The following is an 18,829-nucleotide window of genomic DNA, read 5'->3' on the forward strand; positions in this document are numbered from 1 at the left end:
GGTTATACGCCGGCGGGGTAGGTTTCCAGTTCGCCTGTGGTGGTGTGGGTGGGGAGCGGGTGCAGGGCGGTGGACTCGTCGCACCAGACGAGGGCGTCGTAGCGGTCGGCCAGCCGGCTCGGCACGTAGTTGCCCCAGCGTTCGAAGGTCGGGTCGTAGACCACCCCGATGGCCCGGTGCTCGACGGTGCCGGTGACCCAGTCGGGCTGGTCGGGGCCGCCGAAGACGAGCACCGCCCGCTCCGGCAGCACCTCGTGCAGCCGCCACTCCACCGAGCCCTCCCGGGCCGGCGGCACCGCCATCACCTCGGCCGGTGAACCCCAGTGCGGGGCGGCGACCACGGTGCCCCGGTAGCCGCCGAAGCCGATCAGCGTCACCGCGTCCCGGCCGAGGCGTTCCCGGGCGAGCTGGCCGATGTTGACCATCCCGTCGCCGGCCATGTCGGTGGCGCGGGCGTCCCCGATGTGCGTGTTGTGCGCCCAGACGATCCCCCGTGATCCCGGGCCGTAGCGGGTGAGCAGCCGGTCCAGGGTGTCGGCCATGTGGATGTCGCGCACGTTCCAGGAGTCCGGCCCGCCGTGCACCATCGCCCGGTAGTACCGCTCCGCGCCGGCCACCACCTCCGCGTTCTGCCAGGCCGCGAACGCGTCCGGGCCGTCCGAGACCACGTGTGCCCGGGTACGCGCCAACAGCCGGATCACCTCCTCCTCGCAGCGGGCCGAAACGAACCGGCTGGCCGCGCCGTACTCCTCGACCCGCCGGCCGTACGGCTCGAAGCACCGGTACGCGTCCTGCGCCGCCTCCATCGACTTCGGGTCCTCCTCGCCGAGGTAGTCGAAGATGGCCTGCATGGACTCCCACAGGCTGTAGACGTCGAGCCCGTGGAAACCGGCCCGTTCCCGCTCGGGACGCTCCAGGTTCCAGGCCCGCAGCCAGCGGCAGAACCGGTCCACCTCGGCGTTGGCCCACATCCAGGTGGGCCAACGGGTGAACCGGCCCAGCGCGGTACGCGGGTCCTGCGCGCCACCGGGCGCGCCCACCACCGAACGGTGCACCCGGTCGCAGTCCGGCCAGTCGCCCTCCACCGCCACGAAGTCGAACCCCTGCTCGGCGATGAGCCGTCGGGTGAGCTGCTCACGCAACCGGTAGTAGTCGTGACTGCCGTGCGTCGCCTCGCCGATCATCACCACCCGGGCGTCCCGGGCGCGCTCCAGCAGCGGGTCGAAGTCGCTCGGCGTACCGAGCCGCTGTACCAGCATGGGCGGGGCTACCCGGCAGGGTCGGCCGACAAACCGCCGTCCGGTGCGCGGTGGGCGGTGTGGGGGCGGGTGGAACGGGTAGCCGGCGGCATGACCGTCACCGGGATGCAGTTGCAGGAGTACCTGGCCGGGCTCGACTACCCGGTCTCCCGCGAGGACCTGGTCCGCTGGGGTCAGGAGAACGGCGCCGGCACCGAACTGCTCCAGATGCTGCGGGCGCTGCCCGCCGGGCAGTTCGACGACCCGGCCGAGCTGCACGAGGCCCTCGGCACCCTGGCCTGAGCCGCCCCCACCTGACCCGCGCCTACCGGTCACCGCCGGCCACCGGCGCGACCCGTGGAAGCGTGCAGCAACCGGAACAGCACCAGCCACTGCTCCGGCCAGACCAGGCCGACCGGGGTCGCCGGGTCCAGCCGCGCCGCCCGCAGCGCGCCGTCGACCCGCCGGCCCGGATGGGCCGTGCGTAGCGAGGCCGCGAGCGACCCGCCCGCTCCGCCGAACCCCAGCTCCACCATCTTCCGGTACGCGGGCAGCCCGGCCGGGTCCAGCAGCGCCGCCGGCCGGCGTTCGATCCGCAGGATGCCCCCGTCGACGGCGGGCACCGGGCGGAACGCGGTGCGGGCCACCCGGCCGGACAGCCGCCAGTGGTACTCCGGCCAGGTCAGCACGGTCAGCCGGCTCCACCGACCGAGGTCACCGGTCCGCTTGCGGGCGTACTCCCACTGGGTGAGCAGGGTGGCCGCGCGCAACCGGGGCGCGGCGAGGCACCAGCGGACCACCGCCGCGGTCAGCGACCAGGGAACGTTGCCGACGACGTCGAACGGTTCGTCGGGGGGCGCGGCGGTCAGGAAGTCGGCCTGCCGGTGCCGCACGTGCGGCAGCGTCGCGCACACCGCCGCCAGGGCGGGGATGACGGTCGGGTCGACCTCGTAGGCGATCAGCCGGCCGCACCGTTGCGCCAGTGGCCGGGTGAGCTGGCCACGGCCGGCACCCACCTCCAACAGCAGGTCGTCCGGGCGGGTACGGGCCGCCCGGACCATCCGGCTCACGGCGGCCGGGTCGGCGAGGAAGTTCTGCGACAGTACGCGACGGGACCGGTCGCGTGCGGTGGTGCGGTCGGGGCGGGGCGCCACGGGGCTCGTCCTGTCTGTCGCCGCTCGGCGACGGTACGGACAGGCGCAGCACGATGCCGGGCCGGTCCGAGTGGATCGGGACTCGGACGGCCCTGGAGAGATCGGCGGGGACGCGACGCGAAGAGAGCGCAGCCGGGGGCCGGCGGTCAGGCCCCGGTGACGGTCAGACCACGGTGGCGGTCAGGCCGGGATGGTGCTTCGGGTCAGGCGCGGTGGGCGTCCCGGCCGGCCAGGGCCGGACGCCGGACTCGCGGACGGGCCACCAGGAGGGGGCCCCGCGCGGCCGACGTGACGGCCACGGTGATCAGGGCATGCATACACATGGCGGCCACGCTAGCGCACACCCCACGGTGCGCAACGCGTTTTTCCGGCGTTCCACCACGACCCCCGCCGATCCGGCCAGCCCCCGCGGCGCCCCGGGTGGCCCGCACATCTGGAGGGGTGAGCGGGTCGGGACCAGCCGTTCCGTCGGCGGGCGATCACCGATGTCGGCAACCAGTGACCCACGGTCACCTCGACAGGACAACTCTTGCCCGCCCACCGTCATGACACGGGGGCATATTCATGACTCTCAGGAATGACGTCCGGGGCAGCACGTCGAACCGGCCACCGACCCGCCGGCCAACGCCACGCCCCGCCCCGCCCCGCCACCGACGACTCTCCGGTCACCGACCCGGGCCGATACCCCACCTGACCACCGACCGGCCTGACCGGGGCGGCAAGGGGCAGGGGTCAGGGTCGGAGATCGACGGTGCGGGCCTCGGCGCGGGCGGTCTCCGCAGCCGCCAGGACCGCCACCACCTCCCGGCCGAACCGGACGTCACACCGGTGGTCCCGGTCACCCGAGTCGACCTGCCCCAGCAGTTGGTCGACGGCCGTACCGAACGCGGTCAGCGCGTTGCCGTCGCCCGGCGGTACGGCCTCGACGCCGTTGTCCCCGTAGAAGACGAAGTCCCGGGTCAACGCCGTCGGCGGCGCGTCCAGGGTCAGCGACAGCGCACTTGTCGCACCTCCGTCGTGGGTGAGCAGCAGGTGCACCAGCCCGCCGGGGCCGTCCATCGCGGCGACCCGGGTGACCCGGCCGAGCACCGGCAGCACGATCGACAGCGCGTGCGGGCCGATGTCCCACAGCGCGCCCTGCTCCCGCCGCCACCGGGAGCCGCCGTACGGGCTGCCGGGGGCATAGATCGAGGCGAACTGGGTGGCGCGGGCGTGCTGCCAGCCGCCGGCCGCGGCGGTGGCGGTGAGGAAGCCGTCGACGTCGGGGTGGAAGCGCTGGGTGAAGAAGACCACCGAGGCCACCCCGGCGGACCGCGTGGCGGCGACCACCCGGTCGGCCTCGTCGAGGCTCAGCGCGAGGGGCTTGTCCAGCAGCAGGTGCCGGCCGGCGGTGGCGGCCCGGACGGCGATCCCGGCCTGCACGTCCGGGGGCAGCGCCACGGCCACCGCGTCGCAGACGTCGAGCAGCGCGTCGACGTCGTCGAAGGCCGGGACGCCGTGCCGGGTGGCCAGCGCGGCGGCCCGTTCGGGGTCGCGTCCCCAGACCCCCACCAGTTCGGCGCGGGGATGGGCGTCCAGCCCGGCGGCGTGCGTGCGCGCCGCCCAGTGACCGGTGCCGAACAGGCCGAACCGCAGCACGGGGTACCCCCGGTCTCGTCGTCGGCCACGCCCGTCGCGGCCGTGATCCACGCTAGTCACCCACCCCTGTTTCCGCAGCCGAGGGCCACCTACCCGCACCGGCGGGCCGCCGCCCGGAGTCCCGGGCCGCCGACCCGGGACCGGGACGACGGTGATTACTACGCCGGTTAGTAGGCTGTGCCGGTGACCGAGACACCGATCGGATGGCGGCGATGACCGGCGCGGCGTCGGCCGGGTCGCCGGTGGACGGGGTGCTCGCCACCGTGACGATCGGGCTGTCGCTCGTACTCGCGCTGTGGGCCCTGGTGGCGGCGGTCCGGCACCGGCCGCCGGACCTGGTGCAGTCGGTCGGGCTGGGCCTGCTGGAGGTGGCGCTGCTCGCGCTGACCGTGCTGGCCCTGGTCGCCGTCGTCGGGGGTGAGCGGGCGGGCGAGCCGGGCGCGTTCTTCGGCTACCTGGTGACGCTGGTCTGCCTGCCCCCGCTGGCCTGGGTGCTGGCCCGGATGGAACCTACCCGGTGGGGGTCGGCGATCGTCTGCGCGGTCTGCCTGGTCCTGCCGGTGGTCGTGGTCCGGCTGCAACAGACCTGGGAGGTCGTCGGTGGCTGACACCCGGACGGCGCGGCGCGCCACCAACGCGGGGCCGGGACGGTTGCTGATCGCCGTCTACCTCCTGTTCGCCATCGCCGCCACCTCCCGGGCCGGGCTCCAGATCGCCACGAAGTTCGACGAGGCGCCGGTGGCGTACCTGCTCTCGGCCGTGGCCGCGCTGATCTACATCGTGGCGGCGGTCGGGCTGGCCCGCGCCGGGCACGCCGGCCGGCGGGTCGCGCTGGCCTGCTGCTCGGTGGAGCTGGTCGGGGTGGTCGGGGTCGGCGTGCTCAGCCTGGTCGACCCCGAACTGTTCCCCGACGAGACGGTCTGGTCCGGCTTCGGCAGCGGGTACGGCTACATCCCGCTGGTGCTGCCCGTGCTGGGGCTGCTCTGGCTGTGGCGCACCCGCACCGCCGCCGACGCCTGACGCCGGCTCCCGGCGCGGGTGCCCCGGCCCCGGTCAGTCCTTCGGGCCGCCCGCGACGTAGATGACCTGACCGGAGACGAAGGACGCGCCCTCGCTGACCAGGAACGAGATGGTGTGCGCGACGTCCTCCGGGCGGCCCGGACGACGGACCGGGATCTCGGCGGCGGCGTGCTTCTGGAGGTCGTCGAAGTCGACCTTCATCCGGGCGGCGGTGGCGGCGGTCATGTCGGTGACGATGAAGCCGGGGGCGACCGCGTTGACCGTCACCCCGAACGGCCCCAGCTCGATCGCGAGGGTCTTGGTGAAGCCCTGCAGGCCGGCCTTGGCCGCCGCGTAGTTGGCCTGGCCCCGGTTGCCCAGCGCGGAGGTGCTGGAGAGGTTGACGATCCGGCCGTACTTCCGCTCGACCATGTGCCGCTGGGCGGCCTGGCTGAACAGGAACGCGCCGCGCAGGTGCACCCCCAGCACGGTGTCCCAGTCAGCGTCGGTCATCTTGAACAGCAGGTTGTCCCGCAGCACCCCGGCGTTGTTGACCAGCACGGTCGGCCCGCCCAGTTCGGTGGCGACCCGGTCGACGGCGGCCTCGACCTGCTCCCGGTCGGCGACGTCCGCGCCGACGCCGAGGGCCCGGCCACCGGCGGCGGTGATCGCGTCCACGGTCGGCCCGGTCGCCGCCTCGTCGATGTCGACCACGGCGACGGCCATCCCGTCGGCGGCAAGCCGCCGGGCGGTGGCCGCGCCGATACCGCGCGCGGCTCCGGTGACGATGGCGACGCGGGACTCCTCCGACATGACTACCTCCCGGTAACTTCTGGCTCGATCGGAGGAGCCTACCCGCCCCGACGTCCGTCGACGTCCCTGCCGGGCAGGGACGTCGACGGACGTGCCGGTCGGTGGGCGGAGCTGCCGGTCAGTAGGTGGTGGAACGGCAGAGCCGGATCCAGCGGTAGCCGTGCCCGCCCAGCTTCAGGCTGTCCAGCTTGCCCACGTCGCCGTAACCCCGGTCGGTCAGGACGTCTATCGGCAGGTCCGCCTCGGCGGCCAGGGTGCTCAGGTCCACCTCCACGTCCTCGGTGCCGAGGTTGTGCAGGAAGACCATGGTGCCGGTCGGGCCGTCGGCGCGGTGTGCGAGCACCCCGGCCGGCATCGGCACGTCGATGTGCGTGGTCGAACCGGAGCCGATCTCCGGGGCCTCCCGCAGGGTCCGGATCATCCGCTCGAACCAGGCCAGCAACGACGTCGAGTCGCCCCGTTGGGCGGTGACGTTGACCTTCTGGTAGCCGAAGTCACCCTTGTCGATCACCGGGCGGATCAGCTTCTCCGGGTCCGCCGTGGAGAAACCGCCGTTCTCCTTGTACGACCACTGCATCGGGGTACGGATCGCGTCCCGCCCGTCCAGCGCGAGGTTCTCCCCCATCCCGATCTCCTCGCCGTAGCGCAGCACCGGCGTGCCGCGCAACGAGAACTGCAGCGCGTACGCCAGCTCGATGTGCCGGCGGTCGTTGCCGAGCATCGGGGCGAGCCGTCGCCGGATGCCCCGGCCGTAGAGCTGCATGTTCTCGTCCGGGCCGAACTTCGCCAGCACGTCGTTGCGCTGGTCGGCGGTGAGCCGGGACAGGTCGATCTCGTCGTGGTTGCGCAGGAAGGTCGCCCACTGGCCGCCGGTGGGCAGCTTCGGGGTGTCGCGCAGCGCGTCGATGATCGCCTCCGGGTCCTCCCGGGCGAGGGCGAGCATCAGCCGGCCGTTGAGCATGAAGTCGAAGAGCATGTGGATGCGGTTGCCCGAGCCGCTGCCGTCGCCGAAATAGACCGGGAGCTGGTCGGGTTCGACGTTCGCCTCGGCCAGCAGCACCGCGTCGCCGCGTCGCCACTGCACGTGCTGGCGCAGGTCGGTGAGGAAGTCGAAGTCCTTGGGCGCGTCCGGGTTGCCCGGCTCGGTCCGCTCGATGATGAACGGCACGGCGTCCATCCGGAACCCGGAGACGCCGAGCTGGAGCCAGAACGAAGTGATCTTCTTGATCTCCTCGCGGACCTTCGGGTTCTCGATGTTGAGATCCGGCTGGAACTTGTAGAAGCGGTGGTAGTACCACGCCTTGGCGGTCCGGTCGTAGCTCCACGTCTCGTGCTGCTCGCCCGGGAACACCATGCCCTGGTGCCGGTCCGCCGGCTCGTGGTCGGCCCAGACGTACCAGTCACGGTACGGCGAGTCGGGCGAGGACCGGGCGGACTGGAACCACGGGTGCTGGTCGGAGGTGTGGTTGACCACCAGGTCGATGATGACCCGGATGCCCCGGTTCTGTGCCTGGTGCAGCAGCTCGGCGAAGTCACCGAGGGTCCCCAGGCGCGGGTCGACGTTGTAGAAGTCGGTCGCGTCGTATCCGTCGTCCTGGTTGGGCGAGGGATGGATCGGGTTGAGCCAGAGGCAGGTCACCCCCAGCCGCGCCAGGTAGTCGAGCCGGCCGATCAGGCCCCGGAAGTCACCGACCCCGTCGCCGTCGGAGTCCGCGTACGTGTCGACGTCGAGGCAGTAGACGACGGCCTCGGAATACCACCTGTCACCCATGCCGGCCTAATGTCTCCGGTGCGCCGACGCCGCAAACGCGAGTCCCGTTCCACCGTCCGCCGGCGACCGCCGCACCGACCCGGGACGGGCCGGTGCGGGGTACGGTCCGGGCATGGCTGCGCATCCGACGGACGGCTCCCGCACGCTCGACTGGGACGAGGGCCGGTGGCTGCACCCACCGGTACGGGTGGACCGGGCCGGTGACGGCGCGCTGCTGGTGGAGCCGGCCGCCAACAGCGACCTGTGGCGGCACACCAGCTACGGTTTCGTCCACGACGACGGGCCGGCGCTGCTCGCCCCGCTGCCGACCGGCGGCGCGGTCGAGGTGGACTTCCTGCTCGACTACACCGCCCAGTTCGACCAGGCCGGGGTGCTGGTCCGGGTGGACGAGCGGAACTGGATCAAGGCCGGGGTGGAGGTCAGCGACGGACTGCCGCAGGTCGGCGCGGTGGTGACCCGGGAGTTCTCCGACTGGTCGGTGGCCCCGGTGCCGGACTGGCAGGGCCGGGAGGTGACCGTACGGGCCAGCCGCGACGGCGACGCGCTGACGGTCCGGGCGCGGGTCGCCGACGGGCCGTGGCGGCTGGTGCGGCTCGCCCCGCTCGACCCGGACGCGGTGGCGCTGGCCGGGCCGTTCTGCTGTGCGCCCACCCGGGGCGGGCTGACCGTCCGGTTCACCGGCTGGCGGCAGGGGCCGGCGGACCGGGGACTGCACTCCTCGGACTGATCAGCGGCTCAGCCGGCGGGGCCGCCCGGTCGGCACGACGGCGCAGGTCGCAGCGCGCGGCCGGGCCCGGACGGGGTGGGCTCACTCACGGCAGGGTGTAAGTGGTGGCCGGCTGGGTACCACTGTCCGATCCCGCCGGCCCGCTGGAAGGACGCCCATGGCTCTCGCCGAGAACGTCGACCCGAACCAGTTCACCGGGCTGACCGGATGGGTGGCGGGCGTCATCGACTCCCTCGGCGCGGTCGGCGTCGCCTTCCTGGTGGCGCTGGAGAGCATCATCCCGCCGATCCCGAGTGAGATCGTGCTGGCGATGGCCGGCTACCTCGCCGCCGAGGGCCGGTTCAACCTGGTGCTGATCATCGTCGCCGCGACTGTCGGTTCGCTGGTCGGCGCGCTGGTGCTCTACTGGCTCGGCGCGGCGATCGGCGAGGAACGGCTCAAGCACTGGCTGGACCGCATCCCGCTGGTCGACCGGGACGATCTGGAAAAGGCCGACCGCTGGTTCGAGCGGCACGGCCGGTGGGCGGTGCTGATCGGCCGGCTGGTGCCGGTGGTGCGCAGCCTGGTCTCCGTCCCGGCCGGCGCGAACCGGATGCCGATGGGCGAGTTCGTGCTGCTCACCACGCTGGGCAGCGGGGTGTGGAACGCGCTGGTCGTCGGCCTCGGCTACACGCTGGGCTCGCGCTGGCAGGACGTGGAGAAGTACAGCGACTGGTTCAACTACGCCATCTTCGCGGTCTTCGCCGTCATGATCGTGAGCTGGGCGGGCAAGAAGATCCACTCCCGCCGCGACCGGGACGACCGGGACGACCGGGACGACCGCCGGTCGGTGACCGCCGGTCGGTGACCGCCGACCGCTGACCGCCGACCGCTGACCGGGCCACCGCACCGCCCGGCCGGCCCCGGTCACGCCGCCCGAGGGGCCGCGAGGCCGGTGGACCGCCAGGTGGAGCCGGACCGGCTGACCGGCCGGCCCCACCTGACGGTGGTGTTCAGAACCTCGCGGTGATCGAGGTGAACTCCCAGAGGTTCTGGGCGATACCGGAGCAGTTGGCGACCACTCCCCCGTCCGGGCAGGCGCGGTCCCGGTTGACCGACCAGAAGGTGAACCGGGACAGCCCCCGGGCCTTGGCCCAGTCCCGGATCTGCGTCCAGGTGGCCGGTGAGGTCAGCTCCCGCTGGTCGGACAGGCCGTTCATGCCGCTGATGCCCATGTGCGCGTACGCGGTGGCGTCGGACCAGCCGAACGCCGACTTCAGGGTGCTCTTCAGCCCCTCGGCGGCGTTGACGGTGTTCTGGTACATGTTCGCCCCGCCGCCGAAGTCGAACGGCATGATGGTGAACGTGTCGATGTTCGCGCCGAGCGCGGCGGCCTGGTTGATCAGCCGGGTGCCGTAGTACGACGGCCCGGTGGTCGAGGTGCCGAAGGTGACGATCGTCCTGATCCCCGGGTTGTTCTGCTTGACGATCTTCAGCGCGCCGAGGATGCGGTCCTGCACCACCTCGTTCTCGAACTCGTCGCTGTTCTCGATGTCGATGTCGATCGCCTTCAACCCGTACGCGTTGATCACCTGCTGGTACGCCCCGGCGAGGGCGCTGGCCGACGCGCAGTTCGGGCCGAGCTTGTTGCCGCTCCAGCCGCCGAACGACGGGATGACGTCGCCGCCGGCCGCCCGGATCGCGGCGATGGTGTTGGCGTGCGCGCCCCCGGTGAGCGGCCCGGAGCCGTCCCAGGCCGGGGTGCAGCCGCCGCCGGAGAGCACGAACGCGATGGTGAACCACTTCACCCCGGTCGCCCCCATCACCGTCGCCGGCGCGGGCGGGTCACCCCAGCCCGGGTAGAGGTAGGGGGCGGCGGCCATCGTGCCGTTGCCGCCGGTGCAGCCGGTGGTGGTGGCCGACACCGCTGCCGACTTCGCCGACTCCCCTGCGGAGTTGTACGCCGTGACGGTCCAGCTGTGGGTGGAGCAGGCGGCCAGCCCGGAGACGGTGGTCGAGGTCCCGGTGACGGTGGCCTTCACCGTGCCGCCCTCGTAGATCCGGTAGCCGGTGACCGTGCCGGAGACGGCGTTCCAGGCCAGCGTGGCCGACGACGCGGTGGTGCCGGTGACCCGCAGCCCGCCCGGGGTGGCCGGGCCGGTCGGGTTGCCGGGGCCGCCGCCGGTGCAGGACCCGCCGTTGACCGTGCAGTTCGTCGGGTCGCCGGTGCCGCCGACGACGAAGCCGAAGGTGGTGCTGGCGCCCGGAGCGAGGCTGCCGTTCCAGCTCTGGTTGAGGGCGGTGACGCGCTGGCCGGAGCTGCTCAGCCGGGCGTCCCAGAACGAGCCGACGGTGCTGCCCGAGGGCAGGTCGAACACGACGGTCCACGAGCTGATCGCGGTCGAGGTGTCGTTGGTGACGGTGAACTTGGCCTCGTACCCGCTGCCCCAGCTGGCGGTGCGGACGAAGGCGGCGGTGGCGGCGGACGCGGCCGGTGGGGCCACGAGCGTGCCGGTGACCAGGGCGGCGGCGAGTGCGACGGCGAGGGTGGCCGCGCGGGGGGTGCGGAGTCTCACGGGTGGCCTCCAGTGGACCGGGGCGGGGGGGCGTCAGGGGTGCGACCGGCCCGTTGCGCGGGCCGGTGGACGCGGTCCGGGGGTGGGACCGCCGGGACGACATCCATGGCCGTCCACGTCCGCGCCTATTATTAAGACTCTTAACTGTTAATGTCCAGAGCCCACCGACGAGGGGGTCCGCGCCGGCGTGGCGCGGACCCCCCTCGCGGCCCGGTCAGCGGCGGAAGGTGAACCAGTTGACGTTGACGAAGTCGGACGGCTGACCGCTGCTGAAGGTGAGGTAGACGGTGTGCCGCCCGGTCACCGCCGACACGTTGCCCGGCACCGACCGCCAACTCTGCCAGCCGCCGGTGTTGGCGACGGCGAAGCTGCCGATCGGGGTGGCGGTCGGGCTGTCCACCCGCACCTCGACCAGACCGCTCACCCCGCCCGCCGCGCCGGAGGCCACCCGGGCCAGGAAGTCGCGCGGGCCACTGCCGCCGAAGTCCACGTTGTCGTAGCGGGCCCAGTCACCGTTGCGCAGGGCGGCGATGTTCTGCCCGCCCTCGGCGCAGTTCTCGACGGCCACCCCGTTCTGCGCCGAGAACGCCTCGGCCTGGATCGTCGAGTAGGCGTCCACGGTGCCCGACGGCGGCGGCGTGGTCGGGCCCGGCGTGGTGGGGGTCGGCGTCGGGGTGGAGCCACCGCCCCGGCGGTAGACCGCGACGTAGTCGACGACCATCGGCCGGCCGGAGACGGTCGAGCCGGTCGGCGTGACGGCACCGGCCACCCCGTCCGGGAAGGAGCCGCCCATCGCCACGTTGAGCAGCAGGAAGTAACCGCCGTGACCGGTCATCTGCGCCCAGTAGCTGGCCCCGACCTGGGTCTGGGTGACGCTGTGGAACAGCTGCCCGTCGACGTACCAGCGCAGTTGCTGCGGGCTGACCGAGGTGTCCCACTCGGTGCGGTAGGTGTGAAAGGCGGCCTGGCAGGCGCTGCCGGGGCAGACCCGGGTCGCGCCCAGCCCGCTGAACTCGTTGCACGGGCCACCGGGGGCGACCCCGCAGTGCAGCGCGCCCCAGACCTGGTTGAGCCCGTTGACGTTCTCCATCACGTCGATCTCGCCGATGCCCGGCCAGTTCTGGTAGTTGCCCCGGTAGGGGGCGCCGAGCGCCCAGAACGCCGGCCAGTAGCCGGCCGCCTGGGCGCCGGTGACGTTGGGCATCTGGATCCGCCCCTCGATCGCCAGCACCCCGCCCGACGGGGGCTTGAAGTCGGTGCGCACGGTCTCGATCCGGGCCGAGGTCCACCGGCCGCCGGAGTCGCGCAGCGGGGTGATCCGCAGGTTGCCGGACCCGTCGTGGGCCAGGTTGGCGGTGCTGCCGGTGTACGTCTGGATCTCGCCGGTGCCCCAGTTGGCCGGGCCGCCCGGGTAGCTGGTGCCGGTGTCCACGATCCAGTTGGCCGAGGACGGCAGGGTGCCGGCCGCGCCGGTGAAGTCGTCGCTCCACATCAGGCTCCACCCCGACGGCGGCGTCGGGACGGCGGCCTGCGCGGCGACCGAGACGCCGGTCAGCGCGGTGGCGGCGGCGAGCGTGACCGCCAGGGCGAGCCGGCGGGACCGGCGCGGGGCGGTGGGGGCGACCGGAGCCGCCGGGACAGCGTTCATCGGGATGCCTCTCTGGGGGACGGGAGCAAGAGAGCGCTCTCTGAGCGGTTTTCTACGCTCCCGCCCCACCACTTGTCAACGCTCGTCGATGGCTTCGACCGGCACCGGTCGCGGCCGCCGCAGCAGCACGTGCTCGGCCACCGTCCACGCGGTGGTGGTGACCAGGTAGAGCACCGCCGCCAGCGGCACCACCAACGCCAGCAGCACCGTGCCGTACGGCAGCAGCGGCAGCACCCGGGCCAGCAGCGCCGCCACCGGTTGGTCGGCCGGTGCGTCGGCCGGGGCCGCCGTCCGCCGGGCCCGCCGGGACAGCACCGTGGCCAGACCGGCCAGGGCCGCCAGCAGCACCCCGAACACCGACAGCACCGACGGGGTCAGCCCGTCACCCAGGTGCCAGCCCAGCGGCACCCCGGCCAGCCGCGCGTCGAGCAGCCCGCCGGCACCGTCCCCGGTGCCGAACAGGCGGTACATGACCAGGAAGAACGGGGCCTGGAGCAGCGCCGGCAGGCAGCCCGCCACCGGCGACGCCCCCGCCCGGCGGTAGAGCGCCAACATCTCCGACTGCAACGTCGCGGGATCGTCCGCGTACCGCTGCTGGAGCTGGCGCAACTGCGGGGCGAGCGCCGCGCGACGCCGCTCCGCACGGACCTGGGCGACGGTGAGCGGTGAGATCGACAGCCTGACGGCGATGGTGAACAACACGATCGCGGCGGCGGTGGCGACCCCGCCGGCCAGCGGCGTCAGCAGCCCGGCGAGCCAGCCGACGACGGAACCCGCGGCGGTGGCCGCGTCGTGCACAGGTGAGAAGGCGAGCATGGGGGAACCCCTCGGTCCGATTCCGGAGGTCCGCACGGGACGGCGACCGGCCGCCCGTCAGGGCGGTCGGCGGTCCACCGTGGGACGGATGACGACGGAACCGGTCGGGGTCGACGGCGCGCGGGATCAGCCCGCGGCCGGGGACCAGCCGACCGGGAGGGGACCCCCGGGTGCCCGGGGGCGGGGCCGGCCCGCCGCGTCCGGATCGACCTGCCGGGGCACGCGTCGACGCCGGGCCCGGTCACGCAACCCGACCGCCCGCCGCCGCCCGCTGCCGGGGCCGGACGCCGCCCGGGGACGGGCCGCCAGCAGGACGACGAGCAGCAGCGCGGCCGCCACCGCCGCACCGGCCAGCAGGTCACCCGGCCGGTCCGCGAGCAGGGTCAGCCCGATGAGCGCGTACGCCCACAGACCCGTCACCACCCGCAGCCCCGACACGCCCGCCAGCCTAGGACCCGCTGTCACGTCCGAGGGCCGCGACGGCCTCGACCACCGCCTCCGGCAGGTCCACGTGCAGCAGGTGCCGGGCGTCCCGGAACACCTCCTGCCGGCCGGCGGGGAAGCTCGCCGCCAGCGCGGCGTGTCCGGCCCGCCACGCCGCCCGACCGGCCGGGGTGGGCACGTCGCCGAGCGCGGTCAACACCCGCACCGGCAGCGTCGGTGCCGCCGTCGCCGCCCGCAACGCCACCAGTTCCGCCGCCACCGCCGGGTGCGCCAGCCACTGCACCAGCGCCCCGACCAGCACCGCCGGGCGGCCGTACGCCGCCGCAGCCGCCGGGTCGGGCGGGCGGACGCTCATCCGGCGGGCCGCCCGACGCCACGCCCCCGGGCCGTAGCGGCGGGCCAGACCGGACCGGTCGAGCGCCCCGGCCAGCACCGGCGCCCCGGCCGCCACCGTGCCGGCCGTCCACGCCGACCACCACCGCCACCGGGCCGCCCCGGCCGGGTCCACGACGCTCGGGTCCACCAGCACCAGCCCGGCGAGCCGCCCCGGATGCCGCCGGGCGTACGCCTCGGCGGGCAGCGCCGCCGCCGAGTGCGCCACCAGCACCGGCCGGTCCAGCCCGGTCACCGCCGTCTCGATGCGGGCCAGTTCGGCGGTGAGGGTCGGCACCCGGGTGTCGTCCGGCCGGTCCAGCCGGCGCACCAGGTACCCGGCGGCGGTCAGCGGCGGCACCAGCCGGTCCCAGGTCGCCGCCCCCTCCCCCATCCCCGGGCAGAGCAGCACCCCCGGCCCGCCGGCCCGCGCCGCAGGACCGTCGGTGGTCGGGCCCGTCACCGGGGGCGCTCCGGGCCGGGGCCCCACCGGGCGACGGCGGCGGTGAGCAGCAGCCAGCCGGACAGGCCGGTGAGCTGGACCCGCTGCCACAGGCCCAGCCCCCACGCGGGGTGCAGGGTGGCGACCAGCGTGCCGACCGTGCCGAGCGCCAGCACCACCGCCACCGCGAGCCCCGCCCGGCGGCGGGCCGGGCCGCGCAGCACGGCGAGGACCGCCACCACGCTGAGCAGCGCACCGGCCACCGCCAGCGACGAGGTGACCGTGTGTGCCTGGTGCCGCCAGGACAGCTCGCCCAGCTCCTCCAGCCGGGCGCAGCGGGCATCGATCGAGGGGGCGCAGTCCATCGAGGTGTACCCGCCGTCGACGGCGGTGGCCACGCCGAACACCAGCAGCCCCCACCAGGCCGGCCGGGGCACCTCCCGGGCCACCCGGGCCAGCAGCAGCCCGGCCGCCGTCGCGCACAGCCCGGTCGTCACGTCGCCGAGCTGGAAGACCAGGTGGTACGGCTGGTCCCGGGCGGCCAGCTCACTCAGGTAGCTCTCCACCGGCCGCAGCCCCGGGTTGAGCACCGGGGCGAGCAGCCAGAAGGCGTAACAGACCGCCGCCAGCGCCAGCGCCACCGCCGCCCCGGTCCGGGCGGCCCGGTGCCCGTCACCCCCACGGCGGGCCGCCGGCTCCGGGTCACGGTGCGGACGGTTCACGACGACTCACGGACCATCGGGAACGGCAGGGTCTCCCGGATGGACCGGCCGGTCAGCAGCATCACCAACCGGTCGACCCCCAGCCCCAGGCCACCGGTCGGCGGCATCGCGTACTCCAGCGCGGTGAGGAAGTCCTCGTCCAGCTCCATCGCCTCCGGGTCACCGCCGGCCGCCTTCAGCGACTGGGCGGTCAACCGTCGCCGCTGCTCGGTGGGGTCGACCAGCTCCGAGTACGCGGTGCCCAGCTCCATCCCGAACGCCACCAGGTCCCACCGCTCGGCCAACCGGGGATCGGACCGGTGCTGCCGGGTCAACGGGGAGACGTCGGTGGGGAAGTCCAGGTAGAACGTGGGCACGTCGGTGCGCGCCTCGACCAGCCGCTCGTACAGCTCCAGCAGCAGCTCGGCGCGCTGCCACCCCGGGTCGTACGGCACCTTGGCCGCGTCGGCGAGGCGGCGCAGGGCGGCGGCGTCGGTGTCGACGGTCACCTCCTCGCCGAGCGCGGCGGAGACCGCCTCGTGCACCGTGCGCACCGGCCACCGACCGCCGATGTCCACCAGCTCACCGGTGCCCGGTCGGCGGGCCAGTGGTGCCCCGTGCACCGCCACCGCCGCCGCGACGATCAACTCCCGGGCCAACTCCCGCATGTCGTGGTAGTCGGCGTACGCCTGGTACGCCTCCAGCACGGTGAACTCCGGGTTGTGGCTGAAGTCGACGCCCTCGTTGCGGAACACCCGGCCCAGCTCGTACACCCGCTCGACGCCGCCCACGGCGAGCCGCTTGAGATACAGCTCGGGGGCGATCCGCAGGGTCAACCGCAGGTCGTAGGCGTTGCTGTGGGTGACGAACGGACGGGCGTTGGCACCCCCGTGCACGCGTTGCAGGATCGGCGTCTCCACCTCCAGGAAGTCCCGCTCCACCAGGGTCCGCCGCAGGCTGGTCAGGGTGGCGCTGCGGGCCCGCAGCAGCTCCCGCGCCTCGGTGCTGGTCGCCAGGTCCAGGTAACGGCGGCGGACCCGCGCCTCCGGGTCGGCCAGGCCGTGGTGCTTGTCCGGCAGTGGACGCAGGCACTTGGCGGTGAGCCGCCAGTCGGCCACCCGGACCGACACCTCGCCGCGCCGGGTGGCGTACACCTCGCCCGTCGCGCCGACGTGGTCGCCGATGTCGACGGTGGCCCGCCACCGGTCCAGCTCCTTCTCCAGCACCAGTTGCAGATCGCCACTGCCGTCACGGACGGTGACGAAGCAGACCCGGCCGTGGTCGCGGACCAGCAGCACCCGCCCGGCCACCGAGACGGTCTCCCCGGTGCCGGTGTCCGGGGCCAGCCCGGCGTGCCGGGCCCGCACCGCCGCGCAGTCGTCGGTACGCGGCCACCCCACCGGGTACGGATCGACGCCCTGTGCCCGCAGCCGGTCCAGCTTCGCCCGCCGGACCCGCACCTGCTCGGGCTGCTGCCCGTGCGCCGGCTCGGGGCTGACCGCGTGCACGGTGGCCGCGTCCGGCGGCACGAACCCCACCGCGCCACCGGCCGGCGGCGCGCCGTACAGCGGGGACGGCCGGCCGCCGGGCAACGCGACGAAGCCCTCCGCGACGGCGGCGGCCAACCCGACCCGGGCCAGTTCCCGCCGCTCGCCGAAGCACAGGTACCGGGGTGTCCAGTGCGGCTGGTACTTGGCGTTGGACAGGTACAGCGACTCCAACTGCCACCAGCGGGAGAAGAACAGCAGCGTACGCCGCCACAGCCGGATCACCGGGCCGGCGCCGATCCGGGCCCCCTGCTCGAACACCGACCGGAACACGGCGAAGTTCAGCGACACCCGCTCGACGCCCAGCCGCAGGGCGGCACCGAGCAGCGCGGCCACCATGAACTCGGTGACCCCGTTCTCGGCGGTGCGGTCCCGACGCATCAGGTCCAGCGACAGCCCGCTGCCGCCCCACGGGCTCAACGACAGCAGCGCCCGTACCCGGCCGTCGCCGTCGCGGGCCTCGACCAGCACGCAGTCACCGTCGGCCGGGTCGCCGAGGCGGCCCAGCGCCATCGAGAAGCCACGCTCGTGCTCGGTGTCCCGCCAGCGGGTGGCCAGGGCGGCGAGGTCGGCCAACTCGGCCGGTGGGATGTCGGCGTGCCGGCGTACGGCGGCGGTGTAGCCGGCCCGCTCGACCCGGTGCACCGCCTGCCGGACCGGGCGCATGTCCCGCCCGCCCAGGTCGAACTCCCGGGCCAGCAGGATCGCCTCGTCACCCAGTTGCAGCACCTTCAGCCCGTGCCGGTGGTAGGCCCGCGCGCCGGCCTCGCTGGCCCCCATCACCGCCGGGGTCCAGGCGTACTCCCGGGCCTGGTCCAGCCAGGCGGTGATCGCCGGGCCCCACGCCTCCGGGTCGCCGACCGGGTCGCCGCTGGCCAGGCTGACCCCGTTGACCACCCGGTAGGTGAGCGCGGCCTTCCCGCTGGCCGAGAAGATCGCCGCCTTGTCCCGCCGGGTGGCGAAGTAGCCGAGCGAGTCCCGGTCGCCGTAGCGGGCCAGCAGTTCCCGGATCCGCTGCTCCTCGTCGGGGTGCAGCACGGCGGCGGCGCGCTGGGAGCGCAGCAGGGTGAACAGGCCGGCCAGGAAGGCGACCGCGCCCATCCCGCCGAGCAGCAGGTTGACCCAGCCGGGGGCCTGGCCCTGCCTGGTGACGTCCAGGGTGATCGCGCCGCCGAAGACCTTCTCGATGGCGTACCCGATGCGGTCCAGCCAGCTGTGCAGGCTGCCGGGCACGGCGGTGAGCAGCAGGTAGCCCAGCCCGACGGCCGCCGCGGCGAGGCCGAGGAACACCCCGAGGGCACGCCGGGTGCTGCCGCTGCGGACCCGGGCGTAGAACTCCCGCCGGGCGGCTCGCAGCAGGGCGAGCGCGGCGGCGGCGAAGCCGGTGCCCACCCAGACGCCGACGGTCTCGACCAGGGTGAACAGCCGTCGGCCGGCGTCGTCGGTGAGCTGGTCCGCGCCGACGGTCACCAGCAGCAGGCCGGTCAGCACGCCGACGACCAGGCTGAGGATGAAGTAGACGACAAGCACCCAGTACGCCAGCCGCTTGTGACGCAGCACCGCCGCGGCGAGGGTGCCGAGGAACACCGCGTACGCCAGGTTGGCCGGGGCCGGCACCAGCAGCGTGTCGATGGTGGTCCGGATCGGCTGGAACTCGGCGTTGGCCGCGCTGCTGACCGCCGCCAGCGCGCAGATCGCCGCGATGAACCACAGCAGCGCCGCGAACGTCCGGGGCACCTGCCGCCGCCAGTCCCGCCCCGCCGGCCGGGGCGGGTGGCCGGGCCGCCGCGCCGGGGTCGGGGGCGCCGACTGGGGCACCGTCGTCGGGGTCACCTGGCCTCCCTCACGTCCCCGCCCCGGCCCGCCCCAGGTCGGGGCGGGGGGTGCGGCACGGCACCGGTCGGCGGGACCGGGTCATGGTAAGCATCAGGCGCGACGACGCGCCGTGTCGCGTTTTCTCCGCC

16 protein-coding genes and 1 pseudogene are annotated in these 18,829 nt (G+C 74.1%); 5 read left to right on the forward strand and 12 right to left on the reverse strand.

What is annotated here, in order from left to right:
- Positions 1-2 precede the first annotated feature (2 nt).
- A complete protein-coding gene (locus ACN261_RS03330) occupies positions 3-1,259 on the reverse strand; it encodes an erythromycin esterase family protein (RefSeq protein ID WP_421483896.1) in 1,257 nt (418 codons plus the stop codon).
- Between the two features lie 90 nt (positions 1,260-1,349).
- Between ACN261_RS03330 and ACN261_RS03335 the strand changes: the two genes are divergently transcribed.
- Positions 1,350-1,541: a DUF2795 domain-containing protein gene (locus tag ACN261_RS03335; protein WP_088642812.1), complete on the forward strand. Its 192-nt coding sequence runs from the start codon at positions 1,350-1,352 to the stop codon at positions 1,539-1,541.
- Positions 1,542-1,570: 29 nt separating this feature from the next.
- On the opposite strand, the gene erm is transcribed toward ACN261_RS03335, so the two are convergent.
- On the reverse strand, positions 1,571-2,392 hold the full coding sequence (gene erm, locus ACN261_RS03340; RefSeq protein WP_425848346.1) for an ErmE/ErmH/ErmO/ErmR family 23S rRNA (adenine(2058)-N(6))-methyltransferase: 822 nt from the start codon (positions 2,390-2,392) through the stop codon (positions 1,571-1,573).
- 732 nt (positions 2,393-3,124) lie between these two features.
- Entirely contained in the window at positions 3,125-4,030 is a 906-nt protein-coding gene (locus ACN261_RS03345) for a Gfo/Idh/MocA family protein (RefSeq protein ID WP_421483898.1), read from the reverse strand.
- Between the two features lie 203 nt (positions 4,031-4,233).
- On the opposite strand from ACN261_RS03345, the gene ACN261_RS03350 reads away from it, so the two are divergent.
- Positions 4,234-4,638: a hypothetical protein gene (locus ACN261_RS03350; RefSeq protein WP_204926896.1), complete on the forward strand. Its 405-nt coding sequence runs from the start codon at positions 4,234-4,236 to the stop codon at positions 4,636-4,638.
- Positions 4,631-5,111: pseudogene (locus ACN261_RS03355) on the forward strand (hypothetical protein). Before ACN261_RS03350 ends, ACN261_RS03355 begins: the two are co-directional and overlap by 8 nt.
- Here the strand turns inward: ACN261_RS03355 and fabG are convergent.
- Both fabG and ACN261_RS03365 read right to left on the reverse strand, forming a co-directional pair.
- Complete coding sequence (fabG, locus tag ACN261_RS03360) at positions 5,084-5,842, reverse strand: 3-oxoacyl-ACP reductase FabG (protein ID WP_421406097.1); 759 nt, start codon at positions 5,840-5,842, stop codon at positions 5,084-5,086. The pseudogene ACN261_RS03355 and the gene fabG sit on opposite strands and share 28 nt — an antisense overlap.
- A 118-nt stretch (positions 5,843-5,960) precedes the next feature.
- Positions 5,961-7,613 (reverse strand): alpha-amylase family protein, encoded by a 1,653-nt coding sequence (locus tag ACN261_RS03365; protein WP_421483899.1) that lies wholly within the window; start codon positions 7,611-7,613, stop codon positions 5,961-5,963.
- A gap of 112 nt (positions 7,614-7,725) precedes the next feature.
- Here ACN261_RS03365 and ACN261_RS03370 point away from each other — a divergent pair, with 112 nt between their 5' ends.
- The gene (locus tag ACN261_RS03370; RefSeq protein WP_421483900.1) at positions 7,726-8,340 is read left to right on the forward strand and encodes a DUF1349 domain-containing protein; all 615 of its coding nucleotides are present in this window, start codon (positions 7,726-7,728) and stop codon (positions 8,338-8,340) included.
- 157 nt (positions 8,341-8,497) lie between these two features.
- On the forward strand, positions 8,498-9,187 hold the full coding sequence (locus tag ACN261_RS03375; RefSeq protein ID WP_425848351.1) for a DedA family protein: 690 nt from the start codon (positions 8,498-8,500) through the stop codon (positions 9,185-9,187).
- 145 nt (positions 9,188-9,332) lie between these two features.
- On the opposite strand, the gene ACN261_RS03380 is transcribed toward ACN261_RS03375, so the two are convergent.
- The 7 genes from ACN261_RS03380 to lysX all read right to left on the reverse strand — a co-directional run bounded on the left by ACN261_RS03380 (position 9,333) and on the right by lysX (position 18,698).
- Positions 9,333-10,895 (reverse strand): cellulose binding domain-containing protein, encoded by a 1,563-nt coding sequence (locus ACN261_RS03380; RefSeq protein ID WP_425848353.1) that lies wholly within the window; start codon positions 10,893-10,895, stop codon positions 9,333-9,335.
- A gap of 214 nt (positions 10,896-11,109) precedes the next feature.
- On the reverse strand, positions 11,110-12,543 hold the full coding sequence (locus tag ACN261_RS03385) for a carbohydrate-binding protein (protein ID WP_425848354.1): 1,434 nt from the start codon (positions 12,541-12,543) through the stop codon (positions 11,110-11,112).
- Between the two features lie 75 nt (positions 12,544-12,618).
- Complete coding sequence (locus ACN261_RS03390) at positions 12,619-13,359, reverse strand: YidC/Oxa1 family membrane protein insertase (protein WP_421483904.1); 741 nt, start codon at positions 13,357-13,359, stop codon at positions 12,619-12,621.
- A 126-nt stretch (positions 13,360-13,485) separates the two neighbouring features.
- Positions 13,486-13,797, reverse strand: coding sequence for a DUF6412 domain-containing protein (locus ACN261_RS03395; RefSeq protein WP_421483905.1), 312 nt, complete (start codon positions 13,795-13,797; stop codon positions 13,486-13,488).
- Between the two features lie 10 nt (positions 13,798-13,807).
- Positions 13,808-14,638: an alpha/beta hydrolase gene (locus tag ACN261_RS03400; protein ID WP_425848357.1), complete on the reverse strand. Its 831-nt coding sequence runs from the start codon at positions 14,636-14,638 to the stop codon at positions 13,808-13,810.
- Positions 14,635-15,339 carry a DUF998 domain-containing protein gene (locus ACN261_RS03405; RefSeq protein WP_425848359.1) on the reverse strand — a complete coding sequence of 235 codons (705 nt, stop codon included), beginning with the start codon at positions 15,337-15,339 and terminating at the stop codon, positions 14,635-14,637. Before ACN261_RS03405 ends, ACN261_RS03400 begins: the two co-directional genes overlap by 4 nt.
- Positions 15,336-18,698, reverse strand: a complete 3,363-nt coding sequence (lysX, locus tag ACN261_RS03410; RefSeq protein WP_425848362.1) for a bifunctional lysylphosphatidylglycerol synthetase/lysine--tRNA ligase LysX — start codon at positions 18,696-18,698, stop codon at positions 15,336-15,338. Before lysX ends, ACN261_RS03405 begins: the two co-directional genes overlap by 4 nt.
- Positions 18,699-18,829: the final 131 nt, after the last annotated feature.

The organism is Micromonospora sp. WMMD723, assembly GCF_049863385.1.
GTDB classification, from domain to species: domain Bacteria; phylum Actinomycetota; class Actinomycetes; order Mycobacteriales; family Micromonosporaceae; genus Micromonospora; species Micromonospora wenchangensis.

Coding starts and splice junctions, on each gene's coding strand:
- ACN261_RS03330 (WP_421483896.1), bottom strand. CDS start 1,259: ATGCTGGTACAGCGGCTCGGTACGCCGAGCGACTTCGACCCGCTGCTG.
- ACN261_RS03335 (WP_088642812.1), top strand. CDS start 1,350: ATGACCGTCACCGGGATGCAGTTGCAGGAGTACCTGGCCGGGCTCGAC.
- ACN261_RS03350 (WP_204926896.1), top strand. CDS start 4,234: ATGGCGGCGATGACCGGCGCGGCGTCGGCCGGGTCGCCGGTGGACGGG.
- fabG (WP_421406097.1), bottom strand. CDS start 5,842: ATGTCGGAGGAGTCCCGCGTCGCCATCGTCACCGGAGCCGCGCGCGGT.
- ACN261_RS03365 (WP_421483899.1), bottom strand. CDS start 7,613: ATGGGTGACAGGTGGTATTCCGAGGCCGTCGTCTACTGCCTCGACGTC.
- ACN261_RS03370 (WP_421483900.1), top strand. CDS start 7,726: ATGGCTGCGCATCCGACGGACGGCTCCCGCACGCTCGACTGGGACGAG.
- ACN261_RS03375 (WP_425848351.1), top strand. CDS start 8,498: ATGGCTCTCGCCGAGAACGTCGACCCGAACCAGTTCACCGGGCTGACC.
- ACN261_RS03385 (WP_425848354.1), bottom strand. CDS start 12,543: ATGAACGCTGTCCCGGCGGCTCCGGTCGCCCCCACCGCCCCGCGCCGG.
- ACN261_RS03390 (WP_421483904.1), bottom strand. CDS start 13,359: ATGCTCGCCTTCTCACCTGTGCACGACGCGGCCACCGCCGCGGGTTCC.